Consider the following 15,519-nt stretch of genomic DNA (forward strand, 5'->3'; position numbering starts at 1 on the left):
GTGGACCCCGACAAGCCACTGAAATTGCCTGGGTAAAATCGACGCGCCAGCGGTTGGATGGTGCTGGCGCTCATGGCTTTTTGCTCAAGCCTGGCGGCCCGCGACCTCAACCAGGATGAAGCCTTGGCCTTGCGCCAGCAGGGGGTGATCCTGCCGCTGGAGCAACTGCTGCAACAGGCCATGGCGCGCTACCCGGGCTCCCGGCTGCTGGAGGCCGAGCTTGAGAAGAAGCACGGCCAATATGCCTATGAAGTGGAGCTGGTGACCACCGAGGGCGTGGTGCGCGAAATCAAGCTGGACGCAACGACCGGTGTACTGCTCAAAGATAAGGAAGACGACTGATGCGCCTGCTCCTGGTGGAAGACAACGTACCGCTGGCCGATGAGCTGCTGGCTGGCCTGCAACGCCAAGGCTACGCCGTCGACTGGCTGGCCGACGGGCGCGATGCCGCGTATCAGGGGCGCAGCGAGCCCTATGACCTGATCATCCTCGACCTTGGCTTGCCCGGCCTGCCTGGGCTGGAGGTGTTGGCGCAATGGCGCGCTGCCGCCCTGGCCACACCGGTGCTGGTCCTCACTGCCCGCGACTCCTGGGCCGAGCGTATCGAAGGGCTCAAGGCCGGCGCCGACGATTACTTGAGCAAACCCTTTCACCCCGAAGAACTGCACCTGCGCATCCAGGCCTTGCTGCGCCGTTCCCACGGCCATGCCAACCAGCCGACCTTGCAAGCCGCCGGGCTGCACCTGGATGAAGGCCGTCAGTGCGTGCTGCGCGATGGCGACGAGATTCAACTGACTGCCGCCGAATTTCGTCTGTTGCGCTACTTCATGTTGCACCCGGAACAGATCCTGTCGAAAAGCCACTTGGCCGAGCACTTGTATGATGGCGAGACCGAGCGTGATTCCAACGTATTGGAAGTGCACGTCAACCACCTGCGCCGCAAGTTGGGCCGCAGCGTGATTGAAACCCGGCGTGGCCAGGGTTACCGGTTTGGCGCCGGCCCTGCATGAAGTCCATTCAACGGCGCCTGAGCCTGGGGCTGATCAGCGTGATGGTGGTCGTCGGCGTGGTGCTGGCGCAAACCAGTTTGTGGTTGTTCGAGGCCGGTTTGCAGCGCTACCTGGAAGCCGGCTTGCGCAATGACGCCGAGAACCTGCTGGTGGCGCTGGTGCGTGGGCCGAACGGCGTGCAATTGGATGAACAACGCCTGTCACCGGCCTATCAGCGGCCGTTTTCCGGGCATTATTTTCGTATCGATTTTGCCGACATTCATTGGCGTTCCCGCTCGCTGTGGGACCAGGAATTACCGCGACTGCCCGAAGCCGGGCTCAAGGGCAACTTGCAGCTAGGCCCGGAAGGCCAGCAACTGCTGGTGTTGCGCGCGGACTACAAGCGTTTTGGCCAGTCGATTTCCATCAGCGTGGCCCAGGACTACACGCCGGTGCGGGAAAGTTTCCGTTTGATGCGTCAGATCGGCCTGGTGATGGGCCTCGCGGCATTGCTGCTGGTACTGATCCTGCAACGGGTGACCGTGCGCCGAGCCTTGCGCCCGCTGGAAACCTCTCGCGAGCAGATCGCCCAATTGCAACAGGGCCAGCGCTCGCAACTCGATACCCAGGTACCGCTGGAGCTGGAACCGCTGGTGGCGCAGATCAACCACCTGCTGGCCCACACCGAAGACAGCCTCAAGCGTTCGCGCAATGCGTTGGGCAATTTGGGGCATGCGCTGAAAACACCCTTGGCCGTGCTGTTGAGCGTGGCATCCAGCGAACAGCTCAAGGCCCATCCCGAACTGAGCAAGCTCTTGCGTGAACAGCTGGAGCACGTGCAGCAACGCCTGAATCGCGAACTCAACCGCGCGCGCCTTGCCGGTGAAACCCTGCCGGGCGCCTTGTTTGATTGCGAAAAAGAGCTGCCGGGTCTGTTGGCAACGCTAAACATGATCCACGGTGAACACCTGGACTTGAGTTACCACGTCACGCCGGGCCTGCAATTGCCGTGGGACCGCGAAGACCTGCTGGAACTGCTCGGCAACTTGCTGGACAACGCCTGCAAATGGGCGGATGCGGAAATACGCTTGGTCATCAGCGAAACGCCGCGCAGCTATCTGCTGGCTGTGGAGGACGATGGTCCCGGCATTCCGCAGAGTCAGCGCGACCAGGTGTTCAGCCGTGGCACGCGCCTGGACGAGCAAATTGATGGCCATGGCCTGGGGCTGGGGATCGTGCGGGATATCGTCGAGGTGTGGGGTGGGGTGTTGCAGTTGCAGGAGAGTGAGTTGGGCGGGCTAAAGGTGCTGATCGAATTGCCCAAGCGCCAGGCCTGACCCACCGTCATCGCGGCGTAGGTATCTACACATCTTTTTACATTAATCATTCGACATTTTGAAGATTTAGACCCTGAACTGATCCATCAACCCCTGCTGCTGATTAGCCAGGCTGTTCAACGCCTGGCTCACCCGCGCCGATTCATTTGCTTGCTCTGACAGCGACTCTGTCACATCCCGGATCGTCGCCACGTTGCTGTTGATCTCTTCGGCCACCGCGCTTTGCTCTTCGGCGGCGCTGGCGATTTGCAGGTTCATGTCGCTGATCACCGTGACCGCCTCGCCAATCTGGCGCAGGGCGGTGACCGCTTGGCCGACTTGCTCGACACTGCCCTGGGCCTGGCGATAGCTGTTGCCCATGGAGCCGACCACTTCGGTGGTGCCGTTTTGCAGTTGCTCGATCACCACGCGGGTTTCCTCAACCGATTCCTGGGTGCGCCGCGCCAGGTTGCGCACTTCGTCGGCGACCACGGCAAACCCACGGCCGGCCTCACCGGCACGCGCGGCTTCGATGGCGGCGTTGAGTGCCAGCAGGTTGGTTTGCTCGGCAATGCCCCGAATCACTTCCAGTACCGAACCGATTTTCTCGCTATTGGCCGCCAAGCCTTCGACCTGAACCATGGCGGTGCTCATGTCCGCCGCCAGGTGCCCGATGTTGGTGGTGGTGCGGTCGATCACGGTCAAACCTTCGCGGGTGGCTTGGTCGGCATCGCGCGCAGCGTGTGCCGCTTGGGCGGCGCTGCGGGCCACGTCCTGGGCGGTGGCGCTCATTTCGTGGGAGGCGGTGGCCACTTGGTCAACTTGGCGGTATTGCTGCTCCATGCCGGCGCTGGTTTGTGTGGCAATCGCGGCGGACTGGTCGGCGGTGCCACGGGCGTCCTGAACCGAGCGTTTGACCTCGGCAATAATCGGTTGCAGCTTGTCGAGGAAGCGGTTGAACCAACCGGCCAGTTGCCCCAGCTCATCGTGTTTGTCGTAGGCCAGGCGGCGGGTCAGGTCGCCTTCGCCACTGGCAATGTCTTCCAGCATGCGCGCCACGCCGAGGATCGGCCGGGTCACGCTGCGCGCCATCAGCCATACCAGGACCAAGCCGACCACCGCCGCCAACAAGCCCAGGCTCAGTTCCAGCAAGGTGCCGCGGGTGTTATCGGCATCCAGTTGCGCCTTCAGTACTTCGGCGGGGCCGACCAGGACTGTTTCCGGCACATCCAGCAACACGCCCCACGGCTTGCCGCCGGGAATGGGTGCGAAGGGCGCCAATACCTTGAGTTGATGGTCGGTGCGCAAGCTATGGATCTGCGTGCTGGTCGCCAGTGCGCTGATCAATTGCGCGCCGCTGGCCGTGTCGACTTTATCCAGGCGCTGGCTGAGTTTGCTGGCGTCCGGGCTGTAGCCGGCGAGCAAACCGCTGGGGCTGAGGATGCTGACTTGGGTCTGGCCGTCATACAGCTTCTGGCTCGCCTGTTGGCTCACGGCCTGCAGGCTGTTGAGGTTGATGTCCACCGACAGCGAGGCGATGACTTTGCCGTTGACCATCAACGGGAACACGATGCTGGTCATCAGCACGTTTTGCCCGTCGATTACATAAAAGTACGGTTCGATCACGCAGGGTTTCAGGGAGGTGCGCGGGCACGTGAACCAGGCGTTGGCTTTTTCTCCGCTCGGCCCGACGCTGGTGTCGGCCATGTCACTTTCCGGCAGCGACATGGAAGTCAGCTTGCCCGGCGTCGGCTGCGACCAGTACAGGGCAAAGCGGCCTTTGTCATTGCTGCCCAGCTCCGCCTGGTTGGCGAACAACTCGTCTTTGCCATCCAGCGCGTTGGCTTCGAACACGAGCGACAAACCGAGCAGGTCTGGGTTGGCCTGTAGCGCGGCCTTGACCTGGCGGGTCAGGTCTTCGCGGGTGTCGAAGGCGTCGAGGAAGCGCTTTTCGGCCTGTTCGCGCAAAAACAGCACTTGGCGGGAAAAACCATGACCGTACTGGTAGGCGTCCATGAATTGCTGGCGAATCCCCAACGCCTGCACTTCACCTTGGGCCTCGATGCGCGCCTGGGCAGACTCGTCGAGCATTTGCATACTCGAGGCTTTGACCTGCTGCGAGCTGTGCTCCATGCGATACAGCGACAGACCCACCAGCAGGGTCACGATCCCCAGCAGGCACAGGCCGGCGAGCAGGGTGATTTTCCATTGAATGGAGAGCTGTCTGAGGGGCATCGAGGAGCATCCTTAACCTGAAAACGCAGAGAGCCTCTGTATCGGCCGTTATTGTTGCTTCTTTATTATTTAAACGTTCAATTTAATGCTGAAAGCGACGCCGCTTTTTGACATGCGCGCCCGCCTGCTGCAAAGTGCGCGCCCTCTAATAAGACCTCCTAAAGCCTGCACGCCGGCAGCCAACCCCATGGCCGCTCGGAAGCGGGCATGCCTGTTTTTATGTTTCTGTCTTGAGGTAACCATGATTAACGCAGTCATCGCCGCGGTCGGCACCATGCTGGTGCTCAGTTTGTCCCGCGTGCATGTGGTCATCGCCATCATTGTTGGCGCCCTGGTGGGTGGCTTGACCGGTGGCCTGGGCATTGAGGCCACGCTCAAGGCCTTCAACGGCGGTTTGGGTGGCGGCGCGACCGTGGCGTTGTCCTACGCCTTGCTCGGCGCTTTCGCGGTGGCGATTGCCAAGTCCGGCCTGGCCCATGCCCTGGCGGACAAGGCGTTGACGCTGGTGGACCGCCAGGAAGCCACCGGCGGCAGCCACGTCAAATGGCTGCTGATCGGCCTGTTGTGGGTGGTGGCGATTGCCTCGCAGAACATCCTGCCGATCCACATCGCATTTATCCCGCTGCTGGTGCCGCCACTGTTATACGTGCTGACCAAGCTGCAACTGGACCGCCGGCTGATCGCCTGTGTAATGACCTTCGGCCTGATCACCCCGTATATGTTCCTGCCGGTGGGCTTCGGCAATATCTTTCTCAACCAGATCCTGCTGGCCAACGTGGCCAAGAGCGGCGTGGACATCAGCCAGGTCAACGTCACCCACGCCATGGGCCTACCGGCGCTGGGCATGGTGGTTGGCTTGCTGGTGGCGGTGTTTGTCAGTTACCGCAAAAAACGCGTGTACGACCTGGAGAAAATCGAGCGGGTCGAGCAGGTGGCAGTGCAGTACAACCCGCTGACCCTGCTGGTGGCCGGGCTGGCGATTGCTTCGGCGTTCATCATTCAGCTGTGGCTGGACTCGATGATCATCGGCGCCCTGGCTGGGTTCCTGATCTTTTCGGTGTCGGGCATTGTGCGCTGGCGCGAAACCGACGATTTGTTCACCGAAGGCATGAAGATGATGGCGATGATCGGCTTCATCATGATCGCCTCCTCGGGCTTTGCCGAAGTGCTCAAGGCCACCGGTGACGTGCGCTCGCTGGTGGAAGCCTCGGCGGCGTTTATCGGCCACAGCCGTGGCGTGGGCGCGTTGCTGATGTTGCTGGTGGGGCTGCTGGTGACGATGGGCATTGGTTCGTCGTTTTCCACGGTGCCGATTCTTGCGGCGATTTTTGTGCCGTTGTGTGTGCAACTGGGGTTCAGCCCGCTGGCCATTGTGTGCATCGTCGGCACCGCAGGTGCGCTTGGCGATGCTGGCTCGCCTGCGTCGGATTCCACCCTCGGGCCGACCTCTGGGCTCAATATTGATGGTCAGCACCATCACATCTGGGACACAGTGGTGCCGACCTTCTTGCACTACAACATTCCGTTGTTGGCGTTTGGGTGGCTGGCAGCGATATAGCTGAAGGGTGAGCTCGGCGACACGTCGTTTGAGTCCTTTAGAATCCAGGCAGTTGGCCGTTAACCTCTCAAGTCGCCCCTAATAAGAGAGAAATGCCATGCGTCTGAGCTTGAAGGCCAAAGTCCTGTCCCTCGCCGTCGTGCCGGTGTTGTTGTTTGCTGTGGTCATCAGCCTGACCACCGTGTGGATCCTCCAGGGCCAGGCGCGCAACGAGGTGGATGAAACCCGCCAGCGCCTGCTCAACAACGCCAAGGCCACCCTGCAAAGCTATGTAGAAGTGGCCATGACCACCGTCAAACCGCTCTACGACGCTGCCGCCCCTGGTGATACCGCCGCGCGGGCTGAGGTGGTCAAGTTGCTCTCCAACACCACCTACGGCAAGGACGGTTACTTTTTCGGCTACGACTCCGAGACCATTCGCCTGTTCAAGGGCAACAGCCCGGACGGCGTGGGCAAGAGCTTCAAGGACAACCGCGACCCTAACGGCGTCTACGTCAACCGCGACCTGGTCAAGGTCGGCAAGGATGGCACTCACTACCTGCAATACAGCTCGACCCAGCCCGGCCAGAGTGAACTGGTGCCCAAGCTCGGCTACACCGAATACCTGCCCAAGTGGGACATGGTGATTGGTACCTCGGTGAACCTCGATGGTATCGAAGCCCAGGTGGCGGTGGTCGAAGCCAAGGTTGAGAAACGCATGGAAGGCGTGCTGCTGAGCATTCTTGGTGTCGCTGTGGTGGTGTTGCTGGTGATTGCCGCCGTGGGCATGGTGACGGCCAATACCATCCTGCGTCCGTTGAGCTTGATGAAAGCCAACCTCGACGATATCGCGGCGGGCGAGGGTGACTTGACCCGCCGTCTGGCGATCACCAGCCAAGATGAACTGGGCGACCTGGCCGGTGCGTTCAACCGGTTTGTCGACAAGATCCACGGGCTGGTGCGCCAGATCACCGAGATGACCTCGCAGCTCACCGGGCTGGTCGGGCAGGTGTCTGAGCAAGCCCAACGCTCGGAAACCGCGATGGAGCGCCAGCGTCACGAAACGGACCAAGTGGCCACGGCCATTAACCAGATGTCCTCCGCGGCCCACGAAGTCGCCCGCAGTGCCCAGGGCGCCGCCGTCGCTGCGCAACAGACCGACGCCGAGGGCCAGGCGGCCAAGCGCGTGGTAGACGGCAGCATCGCGCAGATCCATGCGCTGGTGAACGACATTCGCAGCAGCGGCGTGTCCCTCGACAGCCTGCAGCAGGATGTGTCGTCGATTGTCAGCGTGCTCGGGGTGATCCGCTCGATTGCTGAACAGACCAACCTGCTGGCGCTCAACGCCGCCATCGAAGCCGCGCGGGCCGGTGAGGCCGGGCGCGGTTTTGCCGTGGTCGCCGACGAAGTGCGCGCCCTGGCCAGCCGCACCCAGACCAGCACCCAGGAAATCCAGGGCATGATCGACCGCCTGCAAAAAGGCACCGAAGCCGCCGTGGACGCGATGCGCCGCTCCAGCGATGCCGGCGACGGCACCTCGGCCCAGGCCAACCAGGCCGGGGCGTCGCTGGACACCATGGCCCAACTGATCGGCACCATCAACTCAATGAACGCGCAAATCGCCAGCGCCGCCGAAGAGCAGACCGCCGTGGCCGAAGAGATCAACCGCAGCGTGCATCAGATAGCCGTGGCGGTGGACAGCGTGGCCGACGAAACCCAACTGGGCGCCCAGACCTCACGCAGCCTGGCGGATTTGGGCCAGCGCTTGGGGCAATTGGTGGGGCAGTTCAGGATCTGATCTTCAGTAGCCGGGAGGCCGTTATTTACGTGGCGCCGGGTTAGAGGTCGCGCATCAGCAGGCCGAAGCGCAGGTCCATCTCGGCCGGGAGCGGCACATACACTGTGTGCCCATCGCCCGGCGCCACCTCGATGGCTTCGCCCTTGGCGTTGTGCAGCGTGGCCAGGTCAAAGTGAAAGTTGCCGGCGGGGGTCATCAGTTCGAGGTGGTTGCCCACGGCGAAGCGATTCTTGACCTTGACCTCGGCCAGCTCGCCACGGCGTTCGCCGGTCAATTCCCCGACAAACTGCTGGCGCTCCGAGACTGAACTGCCGTTCTGGTAGTTCTGGTATTCGTCGTGCACGTGGCGGCGCAGGAAACCTTCGGTGTAGCCGCGCTGGGCCAGGGATTCCAGGTCGGTCATCAGGGTGCGGTCAAATGCGCGGCCGGCCACCGCGTCATCGATGGCCTGGCGATACACCTGGGTGGTGCGTGCGCAGTAGAAATGCGATTTGGTGCGGCCTTCGATCTTCAGCGAATGCACGCCCATGTGCGTCAGGCGCTCCACGTGCTGCACGGCGCGCAGGTCCTTGGCGTTCATGATGTAGGTGCCGTGTTCATCCTCGAACGCGGGCATGTGCTCATCAGGGCGGTTGGCTTCCTGCAACAGGAATACTTGATCGGTCGGCGCGCCGATGCCCAAGGTCGGCTGGAATTGCTGGACGATCTCGCCCGTGGCGTTTTCCACGGCCGGCGTGGCCTGGTACTTCCAACGGCACGCGTTGGTGCAGGTGCCTTGGTTGGCATCGCGTTTGTTCATATAGCCGGACAACAAACAGCGCCCGGAATAGGCCATGCACAAGGTGCCGTGCACGAACACTTCCAGCTCCATGGTCGGCACCTGCTGGCGGATCTCGTCGATCTCTTCCAACGACAGCTCGCGTGACAGAATCACCCGGCAGATGCCTTGCTGCTGCCAGAACTCCACGCTGGCCCAATTCACGGTATTGGCCTGCACCGACAAGTGAATCGGCATCAGCGGGAAGTGGCGGCGCACCAGCATGATCAGGCCTGGGTCGGACATGATCAGCGCATCCGGGCCCATGGCGATCACCGGCGCCAGGTCCTTGAGGAAGGTCTTGAGCTTGGCGTTGTGCGGCGCGATGTTCACCACCACGTAGAAGCGCTTGCCCATCGCGTGGGCTTCCTGGATGCCGAGGGCCAGGTGGGCGTGGTCGAATTCGTTGTTGCGTACGCGCAGGCTGTAGCGCGGCTGGCCGGCGTAGACCGCGTCGGCGCCGTAGGCGAAGGCGTAGCGCATGTTTTTCAGGGTGCCGGCGGGGGCGAGCAGTTCGGGGGCGATCACAGGGGGCATGGGCTCACGTCGCAAAAGGTCGCGAGGGTAGTGGAGCTTGAGGTGGGATTTATTGATCCAGGTCGGCCTTTGCTGATTTTTTATCATGACTTGATTGATGCGCAGGGCGAGTGCGAAGACTCAGGCTTCAAGCCCTTGAATCAGGCCGTCTATGCTGGTTGGAATTGATCCAGGTCGGCCTTTGCTGATTTTTTATCATGACTTGATTGATGCGCAGGGCGAGTGCGAAGACTCAGGCTTCAAGCCCTTGAATCAGGCCGTCTATGCTGGTTGGAGAATCAAGGGCACTCCCAGGATTGGCTGCGGACTAAGCAACAGGGCCTACACAGGGCCTTTGCTTTTCTGACATGGACCGGACATGAATCAAACCAACCTGCAATTCAAAACCCTGCTGTTGCTGCTGGCCTTGGTGACCATCGCCTTCATCTGGATATTGCTGCCGTTCTACGGCGCGGTGTTCTGGGCGGTGATCCTCGGCATTATCTTTGCCCCGATGCAGCGGCGCCTGCAACAGCGGTTCAGTTGGAACCGCAACCTGACGTCGCTGGCGACCCTGACGGTGTGCCTGATCATTGCGATTCTGCCGGTGATCATCACCAGCATATTGCTGGTGCAAGAGGGCGCGACCCTCTACAAAAACATCGAAAGCGGCAAATTGGATGTGGCCGGGTACATCGAGCAGTTCAAGAACGTGCTGCCGCCGTACTTTCAGCACCTGCTGGACCGTTTCGGCATGGGCAACCTGGAAGGCCTGCGGGAGAAAATCGTCAAGAGCGCGATGCAAGGCAGCCAGTTCTTTGCGACCCAGGCATTCAGCTTCGGCCAGGGCACGTTTGATTTCCTGGTGAGCTTTTTCATCATGCTGTATCTGTTGTTTTTCCTGCTGCGTGATGGCCCCGAGCTGGTACGCAAGGTGCGCACGGCGGTGCCGCTGGCCGAGCCGCAAAAGCGTCGCTTGCAGCTCAAGTTCAACCGGGTGGTGCGGGCCACAGTCAAAGGCAACGTATTGGTGGCCGTGACCCAAGGCGCGCTGGGCGGTTTGATCTTCTGGTTTCTGGACATTCCCAGTGCCTTGCTCTGGGCGGTGTTGATGGCGTTTCTGTCACTGCTGCCGGCGGTGGGCGCGGGGATTGTGTGGGGGCCGGTGGCCGCCTACTTCCTGTTGAGCGGTTCGATCTGGCAGGGCGTGGTGCTGGCGTTGTTCGGCGTATTTGTGATCGGGTTGGTGGACAACGTGCTGCGTCCGATCCTGGTGGGCAAGGACACTAAAATGCCCGACTATTTGATCCTGATCTCGACCCTGGGCGGCCTGTCGGTGTTTGGCCTGAACGGGTTTGTGATCGGGCCGCTGGTGGCGGCGTTGTTCATGTCCAGCTGGGCGCTGTTTGTGGAGAGCAAGCCGCGGGTCAAGCTGCCGCTGCCTTGAGCATCACGCGTGCAGCCTGAACGTGGACGCTTGTTGCAGCTGTTTTTGTGCGGCGGATAACGAGGTGAGCGGGCCGCTGATGGGCTCGCCATCGCGTACCAGGTACCAGCAGGCCAGTAATCCATGCTCGCGAAGAGAGGCGGGGACGGCGCTGCCGATGACGGACATGATCTGGACAGTGGGCATGATAGATACCTCCGATTGCTATGGAGGCCACCTTAAGCGGTGAATGCACGCAGGAAAAATCACCTGGCTCGATAGTCGACATCAACGCTAAGCGTCAATCCACGACCTGATCCAGCATGTTCACCACTTCCTGCTCACTGAGCAGGCCCTTGCGCACCAGGTTTTCTGCCAGCAAAGCCAGGAACTTCGCGCTGCGGTGGCCTTCCAGGTGCTTGAGTTCGGTGAGTGCGCTGTAGACCTTACTGGAGGTACACAGGCCGGCGGTGCGGTGTGGGTTCTGCGTGGGCATGGTCAGTCGTCCTTGTTGTTATTGGGTGGACAGGGTCAATTGTGAGACTGTTTCGTGACGTAAACATGACAGCGCGAGTATCGGCCCGGCAAGTAGACATTGGCCTTAATGATGTGCGATTACGGCCATGCCATTGTCCTCATAGCGACCTTGGCACTCTAAATCCGGACTTTGCGGGCAAAAAAAAGGCCCCGCGTGTAGGCGAGGCCTGTGCCTGTCATGTCAGTTAAGTGTTACCAGCCGCGACGGTAATAGCCGTGGGGAGGGCCGTAGTAGCCACGCGGTGGGCCGTAATAGACCGGCGCCGGGCGGTAATAAACCTGCTGTTGCACATACACCGGCGGTGGCGGTGCGTAGTAGACCGGCGGCGGAGCGGCATACACCGGCTGCGGCTGGACGTACACCGGCTGCTGCACGTAAACCTCACGCGGTTGGCTGGCAACCACGGAGCCCACGACAGCTGCGCCCACTAACGCACCCAAGACGGCCGGGCCACCCCATCCACCACCGTGGGCGGAGGCTTGGCCTGCCATAGCGAGTGCACCGATAAGCAAGGCGATCTTGGGGATTTTACGAATCATGGTCATTCCTCGGTTAGCCCCTGCGCTTGTGGTCTGCAATCAATAGACTCAAGGATTGTCGCGGGGATACTTTTAAGACAGCGTGTTTCTGAAAAACAGCACAGCCGATAGGTAAAGGTTGTGTAAGGTCTGTACCCAATTGCTTACTCAAAGGAGTTACCCATGCAGATGCACCCCAACAAGGACACCCAACTGTGCATGTCATTGTCGGCGCGCCCTGGAAATTTTGGCTTGCGTTTCCATAACCATCTGTATGAACAGCTGGGTCTGAACTTCTACTATAAGGCCTTCAGCAGCCAGGATTTACCCGGCGCGATCGGCGGTATACGCGCGTTGGGCGTGCGCGGCTGCGGTGTTTCCATGCCGTTCAAGGAGGCCAGCATTGCCCTGGTCGATGAGCTGGACGACTCGGTCAAGGCCATCACCTCCCTCAATACCATCGTCAACACCAATGGCCACCTCAAGGCCTACAACACGGACTACATCGCTGTCGAACAACTGCTGAAAAAGCACGCGGTACCGAAGGATTCGACCTTTGCCCTGCGTGGCAGCGGCGGCATGGGCAAGGCCGTGGCCAGCGCTTTGCGCGACGGCGGTTACGCCAACGGCGTGATTGTGGCGCGTAACGAGGCAGCGGGCCGGGCGTTGGCCCAGAACTTGGGGTATGAATGGCTGCCGGAATTGGGTGACCTGCGCCCGCAGATGTTGGTCAACGTGACGCCGATCGGCATGAGCGGTGGGGCGCAGGCGAATCAATTGGCGTTTGACGCTGAGGCTGTGGATGCGGCCGATACGCTATTTGATGTGGTGGCGATCCCCGCCGAAACGCCGCTGATCGTGCGCGGGCGTGCCAAAGGCAAACGCGTGATTACCGGGCTGGAAGTGATCGCGATCCAGGCGTTGGAGCAGTTTGTGCTGTACACCGGCGTGCGGCCGACTGATGAGCAGTTTAAGGCGGCAGTGGCCTTCGCCCGAGGCTAAGCCTTGTACATAGTCAATGTGGGAGCGGGCTTGCTCGCGAAGGCGGTGTGTCAGTCAATAGATGAACCGACTGATTAGCCGCTTTCGCGAGCAAGACCGCTCCCACATGTTTGACCGAGTTAAGCCTGTTCCAGCTGGGCCAGGCGCTCTTCCAACGCAGCAATCCTGGCTTCAAGCTCTTCGATACGATCCAGAGAGACTGCACCAGCCGACCGCTCCACCGGACTCCCGCGCGCCGCCAGAATCACCTCGATATCCGCCGGATCCCCCAGCGCGTGGGTATACCGGTCTTCCCGCTGCCCCGCCTGTTTCGGCACCAGCACCGCCAGCCCGCGCGCAATCAGGCGCTCCAGCTGGTGCACGACCTGCTCGGCATCTTCAAAGTCATGCATGCGCCCGCTGCGGGTCAGCAGCTCATTGACGGTTTGCGGCCCGCGCAGGAACAGCAGCCCGATCAGGATCACCTGTGCCGGTACCAGCTCCAGCGCCTTGTCCACGCGATGCTCCCAACGGTCGGCGCGGCTGCCCATCACCAGGCGGGTAAAGCCCTGGCCTTCCAGCGCGCGCAGGCTTTGGCCGACCTGGCCTTGGCTGAGGTTGGTCACCGGCTCGCGGCTGGTCTTCTGGTTACAGGCCAGCACCAGGGCGTTGAGGGTCAGGGGGTAGGTTTCCGGGTTGGTCGCCTGTTTTTCGATCAGGCAGCCCAGGATGCGGATTTCCGTGCTGTTCAGGCGCGGCTCAGGGGTCTCGGTGTCGTGCTCGGCGGTCATCGCGCTTTCCCTATGCAGTGAATGCACTAGCCTAAGCTGGAAAAAATAAAAGACAAGCAGCTGGCATGTCTATAATCGCCGCTGGTTCCAAACCCTGCCATAACCGCGAGACTGTCATGACTATTTCCCTGTACGCCGCCTCCATCCCGGTCTTCAAGCAAATGCTCAACGCCCTGAGCGATGTGCTGAACAAAGCCGAAGCCCACGCCACCGCCAAGAACATCGAGCCGAACGCACTGCTGCAAGCGCGTCTGTTCCCGGACATGTTCCAACTGGTACGCCAGGTGCAGATCGCCGTCGACTTCGCCAAGGGTGTTTCCGCACGCCTGGCCGAGATCGAAGTGCCGAAGTACGAAGACAGCGAAGTGACCTTTGCCGACCTGCAGGCACTGATCGCCAAGGTGCTGGCATTTGTCGACACCATCAAGCCTGAGCAAGTCGACGGCAAGGAAGGCATCGAGATCATCACCCGCCCAGGCACGCCGAAAGAGAAGCGCTTCAGCGGCCAGTCCTACCTGCTGACCTACGGCCTGCCGCAGTTCTTCTTCCACGTCACCACCGCTTACGCCTTGTTGCGTCACAACGGTGTGGAAGTGGGCAAGCGCGATTACATGGGCTCTTTCTAAATAGCCGCTTTCCAAGCCAAAAAAAGCCCGGGGTGGTTCTTCAATGAACCTCCCCGGGCTTTTTTGTGCCTGAGCGTTAAGCCGGTTGCTCTTCCTTGCCCAGGCACGCCGCCGCAGTAAACAGCACATCGGTGGACGAGTTGAGTGCGGTTTCCGCCGAATCCTGCAGCACGCCGATAATAAAACCGACGGCCACCACCTGCATGGCGATCTCGCTGGGAATACCAAACAGGCTGCATGCCAAGGGAATCAGCAACAGCGAACCGCCGGCCACACCCGATGCGCCACAGGCACACACCGCCGCGACCACGCTGAGCAGCACGGCGGTCGGCAGGTCGACGGCAATCCCGAGGGTGTGCACGGCCGCCAGGGTCAACACGGTGATGGTCGTCGCGGCACCGGCCATGTTGATGGTGGCACCCAGCGGGATCGACACCGAGTAGGTGTCTTCATGCAGGCCCAGGCGTTTGCTCAACGCCAGGTTCACCGGGATATTCGCCGCGGAGCTGCGAGTAAAGAACGCGGTGATGCCGCTTTCGCGCAGGCACAACAGCACCAGCGGGTACGGGTTACGGCGCAGTTTCCAGAACACGATAGCCGGGTTGACCACCAACGCCACGAACAGCATGCAGCCGATCAGCACCGCCAGCAGGTGCGCGTAGCCGAGCAGGGCGCCGAAACCGGAAGTGGCCAGGGTCGAGGCCACCAGGCCGAAGATACCCAACGGTGCGAAGCGAATCACCACGCGCACAATCAGCGTTACCCCGTTGGACAGGTCATCCAGCACCGTGCGGGTCGTCTCGCCAGCATGGCGAATCGCTATGCCCATGCCGATGGCCCAGGCCAGGATGCCGATGAAATTGGCATTCATCAGCGCACTGACTGGGTTATCCACCACGCTGAGCAGCAAGCTTTGCAGGACCTCGCCGATACCGCCGGGGGCGCTGACGGTGAGGTCATGGGAGGCCAGTACCAGCGTCGAGGGGAACAGCGTGCTGCCCACCACCGCGACGACGGCAGCCGCAAAGGTGCCCAGCAAGTACAGGAACAGGATCGGCTTGATATGGGTTTCCTGGCCATGTTTATGGCCGGCAATCGAAGCCATCACCAGCACAAACACCAGGATCGGCGCCACGGCCTTGAGCGCGGCGACAAACACCTTGCCGATAAAACCGCTGGCCTTGGCTGCCTCGGGCAACAGCAGGGCCAACAGTATGCCGGCGACCAGGCCGATGAGGATTTGCGTGACCAGGCTGACGCGGGTCAGGCGCTGGAAGAGGGAAGGGGCGGCAGTCATAAACAGTTGTCTCTAGTTCTTTTAATGGGAAGCAGCATTGCAGGCAGGAAGCGCAGATGAAAGCAGGCGCAAAGTCTAACATGCTGTAGGAAGCGTCCCGTTCAGTGCGACATTCCGTCACCGCGGCCGTAGGC

15 protein-coding genes and 1 pseudogene are annotated in these 15,519 nt (G+C 61.2%); 9 read left to right on the plus strand and 7 right to left on the minus strand.

Translation table 11 applies throughout. The features are described 5' to 3' along the window. The first annotated feature begins 57 nt into the window (after positions 1-57). The 3 genes from GJU48_RS09225 to GJU48_RS09235 are packed head-to-tail and all read left to right on the plus strand — an operon-like array spanning position 58 to position 2,326. Complete coding sequence (locus tag GJU48_RS09225) at positions 58-342, plus strand: PepSY domain-containing protein (RefSeq protein ID WP_155295963.1); 285 nt, start codon at positions 58-60, stop codon at positions 340-342. Beyond that, positions 342-1,010 (plus strand): response regulator transcription factor, encoded by a 669-nt coding sequence (locus GJU48_RS09230; protein WP_094953709.1) that lies wholly within the window; start codon positions 342-344, stop codon positions 1,008-1,010. Before GJU48_RS09225 ends, GJU48_RS09230 begins: the two co-directional genes overlap by 1 nt. Next, positions 1,007-2,326 carry a sensor histidine kinase gene (locus tag GJU48_RS09235; RefSeq protein WP_094953710.1) on the plus strand — a complete coding sequence of 440 codons (1,320 nt, stop codon included), beginning with the start codon at positions 1,007-1,009 and terminating at the stop codon, positions 2,324-2,326. The genes GJU48_RS09230 and GJU48_RS09235 overlap by 4 nt, the downstream gene beginning before the upstream one ends. A 66-nt stretch (positions 2,327-2,392) precedes the next feature. Here the strand turns inward: GJU48_RS09235 and GJU48_RS25865 are convergent, their stop codons facing one another. Beyond that, entirely contained in the window at positions 2,393-4,540 is a 2,148-nt protein-coding gene (locus GJU48_RS25865; protein WP_094952541.1) for a methyl-accepting chemotaxis protein, read from the minus strand. Positions 4,541-4,784: 244 nt separating this feature from the next. Here GJU48_RS25865 and GJU48_RS09245 point away from each other — a divergent pair, with 244 nt between their 5' ends. From GJU48_RS09245 to GJU48_RS25660, 3 genes and pseudogenes are all read left to right on the plus strand, one after another. Next, positions 4,785-6,098 carry a Na+/H+ antiporter family protein gene (locus GJU48_RS09245; protein WP_178119793.1) on the plus strand — a complete coding sequence of 438 codons (1,314 nt, stop codon included), beginning with the start codon at positions 4,785-4,787 and terminating at the stop codon, positions 6,096-6,098. Between the two features lie 97 nt (positions 6,099-6,195). Next, positions 6,196-7,017, plus strand: a pseudogene (locus GJU48_RS25655) (cache domain-containing protein); the annotation flags it as partial. A 102-nt stretch (positions 7,018-7,119) separates the two neighbouring features. Beyond that, the gene (locus tag GJU48_RS25660; RefSeq protein WP_370004746.1) at positions 7,120-7,875 is read left to right on the plus strand and encodes a methyl-accepting chemotaxis protein; all 756 of its coding nucleotides are present in this window, start codon (positions 7,120-7,122) and stop codon (positions 7,873-7,875) included. Between the two features lie 40 nt (positions 7,876-7,915). Here the strand turns inward: GJU48_RS25660 and trhP are convergent, their stop codons facing one another. Continuing rightward, positions 7,916-9,229: a prephenate-dependent tRNA uridine(34) hydroxylase TrhP gene (trhP, locus tag GJU48_RS09255; RefSeq protein WP_094952545.1), complete on the minus strand. Its 1,314-nt coding sequence runs from the start codon at positions 9,227-9,229 to the stop codon at positions 7,916-7,918. A gap of 358 nt (positions 9,230-9,587) precedes the next feature. Between trhP and GJU48_RS09260 the strand changes: the two genes are divergently transcribed. Then, complete coding sequence (locus tag GJU48_RS09260) at positions 9,588-10,655, plus strand: AI-2E family transporter (protein WP_094952546.1); 1,068 nt, start codon at positions 9,588-9,590, stop codon at positions 10,653-10,655. A 3-nt stretch (positions 10,656-10,658) separates the two neighbouring features. On the opposite strand, the gene GJU48_RS09265 is transcribed toward GJU48_RS09260, so the two are convergent. From GJU48_RS09265 to GJU48_RS09275, 3 genes are all read right to left on the minus strand, one after another. Beyond that, positions 10,659-10,841, minus strand: a complete 183-nt coding sequence (locus GJU48_RS09265) for a hypothetical protein (RefSeq protein ID WP_083359190.1) — start codon at positions 10,839-10,841, stop codon at positions 10,659-10,661. 94 nt (positions 10,842-10,935) lie between these two features. Next, positions 10,936-11,130 (minus strand): hypothetical protein, encoded by a 195-nt coding sequence (locus GJU48_RS09270; RefSeq protein WP_010211349.1) that lies wholly within the window; start codon positions 11,128-11,130, stop codon positions 10,936-10,938. A gap of 233 nt (positions 11,131-11,363) precedes the next feature. Beyond that, complete coding sequence (locus tag GJU48_RS09275; RefSeq protein WP_083359188.1) at positions 11,364-11,717, minus strand: hypothetical protein; 354 nt, start codon at positions 11,715-11,717, stop codon at positions 11,364-11,366. 156 nt (positions 11,718-11,873) lie between these two features. Here GJU48_RS09275 and GJU48_RS09280 point away from each other — a divergent pair, with 156 nt between their 5' ends. After that, on the plus strand, positions 11,874-12,692 hold the full coding sequence (locus GJU48_RS09280) for a shikimate 5-dehydrogenase (protein ID WP_094952547.1): 819 nt from the start codon (positions 11,874-11,876) through the stop codon (positions 12,690-12,692). A gap of 119 nt (positions 12,693-12,811) precedes the next feature. On the opposite strand, the gene GJU48_RS09285 is transcribed toward GJU48_RS09280, so the two are convergent. Then, positions 12,812-13,462 (minus strand): YceH family protein, encoded by a 651-nt coding sequence (locus tag GJU48_RS09285; RefSeq protein ID WP_094952548.1) that lies wholly within the window; start codon positions 13,460-13,462, stop codon positions 12,812-12,814. A gap of 116 nt (positions 13,463-13,578) precedes the next feature. Here GJU48_RS09285 and GJU48_RS09290 point away from each other — a divergent pair, with 116 nt between their 5' ends. Then, complete coding sequence (locus GJU48_RS09290; protein WP_094952549.1) at positions 13,579-14,088, plus strand: DUF1993 domain-containing protein; 510 nt, start codon at positions 13,579-13,581, stop codon at positions 14,086-14,088. 76 nt (positions 14,089-14,164) lie between these two features. Here the strand turns inward: GJU48_RS09290 and sstT are convergent, their stop codons facing one another. Continuing rightward, a complete protein-coding gene (sstT, locus tag GJU48_RS09295; protein ID WP_094952550.1) occupies positions 14,165-15,385 on the minus strand; it encodes a serine/threonine transporter SstT in 1,221 nt (406 codons plus the stop codon). Positions 15,386-15,519 lie beyond the last annotated feature (134 nt).

The sequence above is a fragment of the Pseudomonas sp. IB20 genome (assembly GCF_009707325.1).
Lineage (GTDB): Bacteria > Pseudomonadota > Gammaproteobacteria > Pseudomonadales > Pseudomonadaceae > Aquipseudomonas.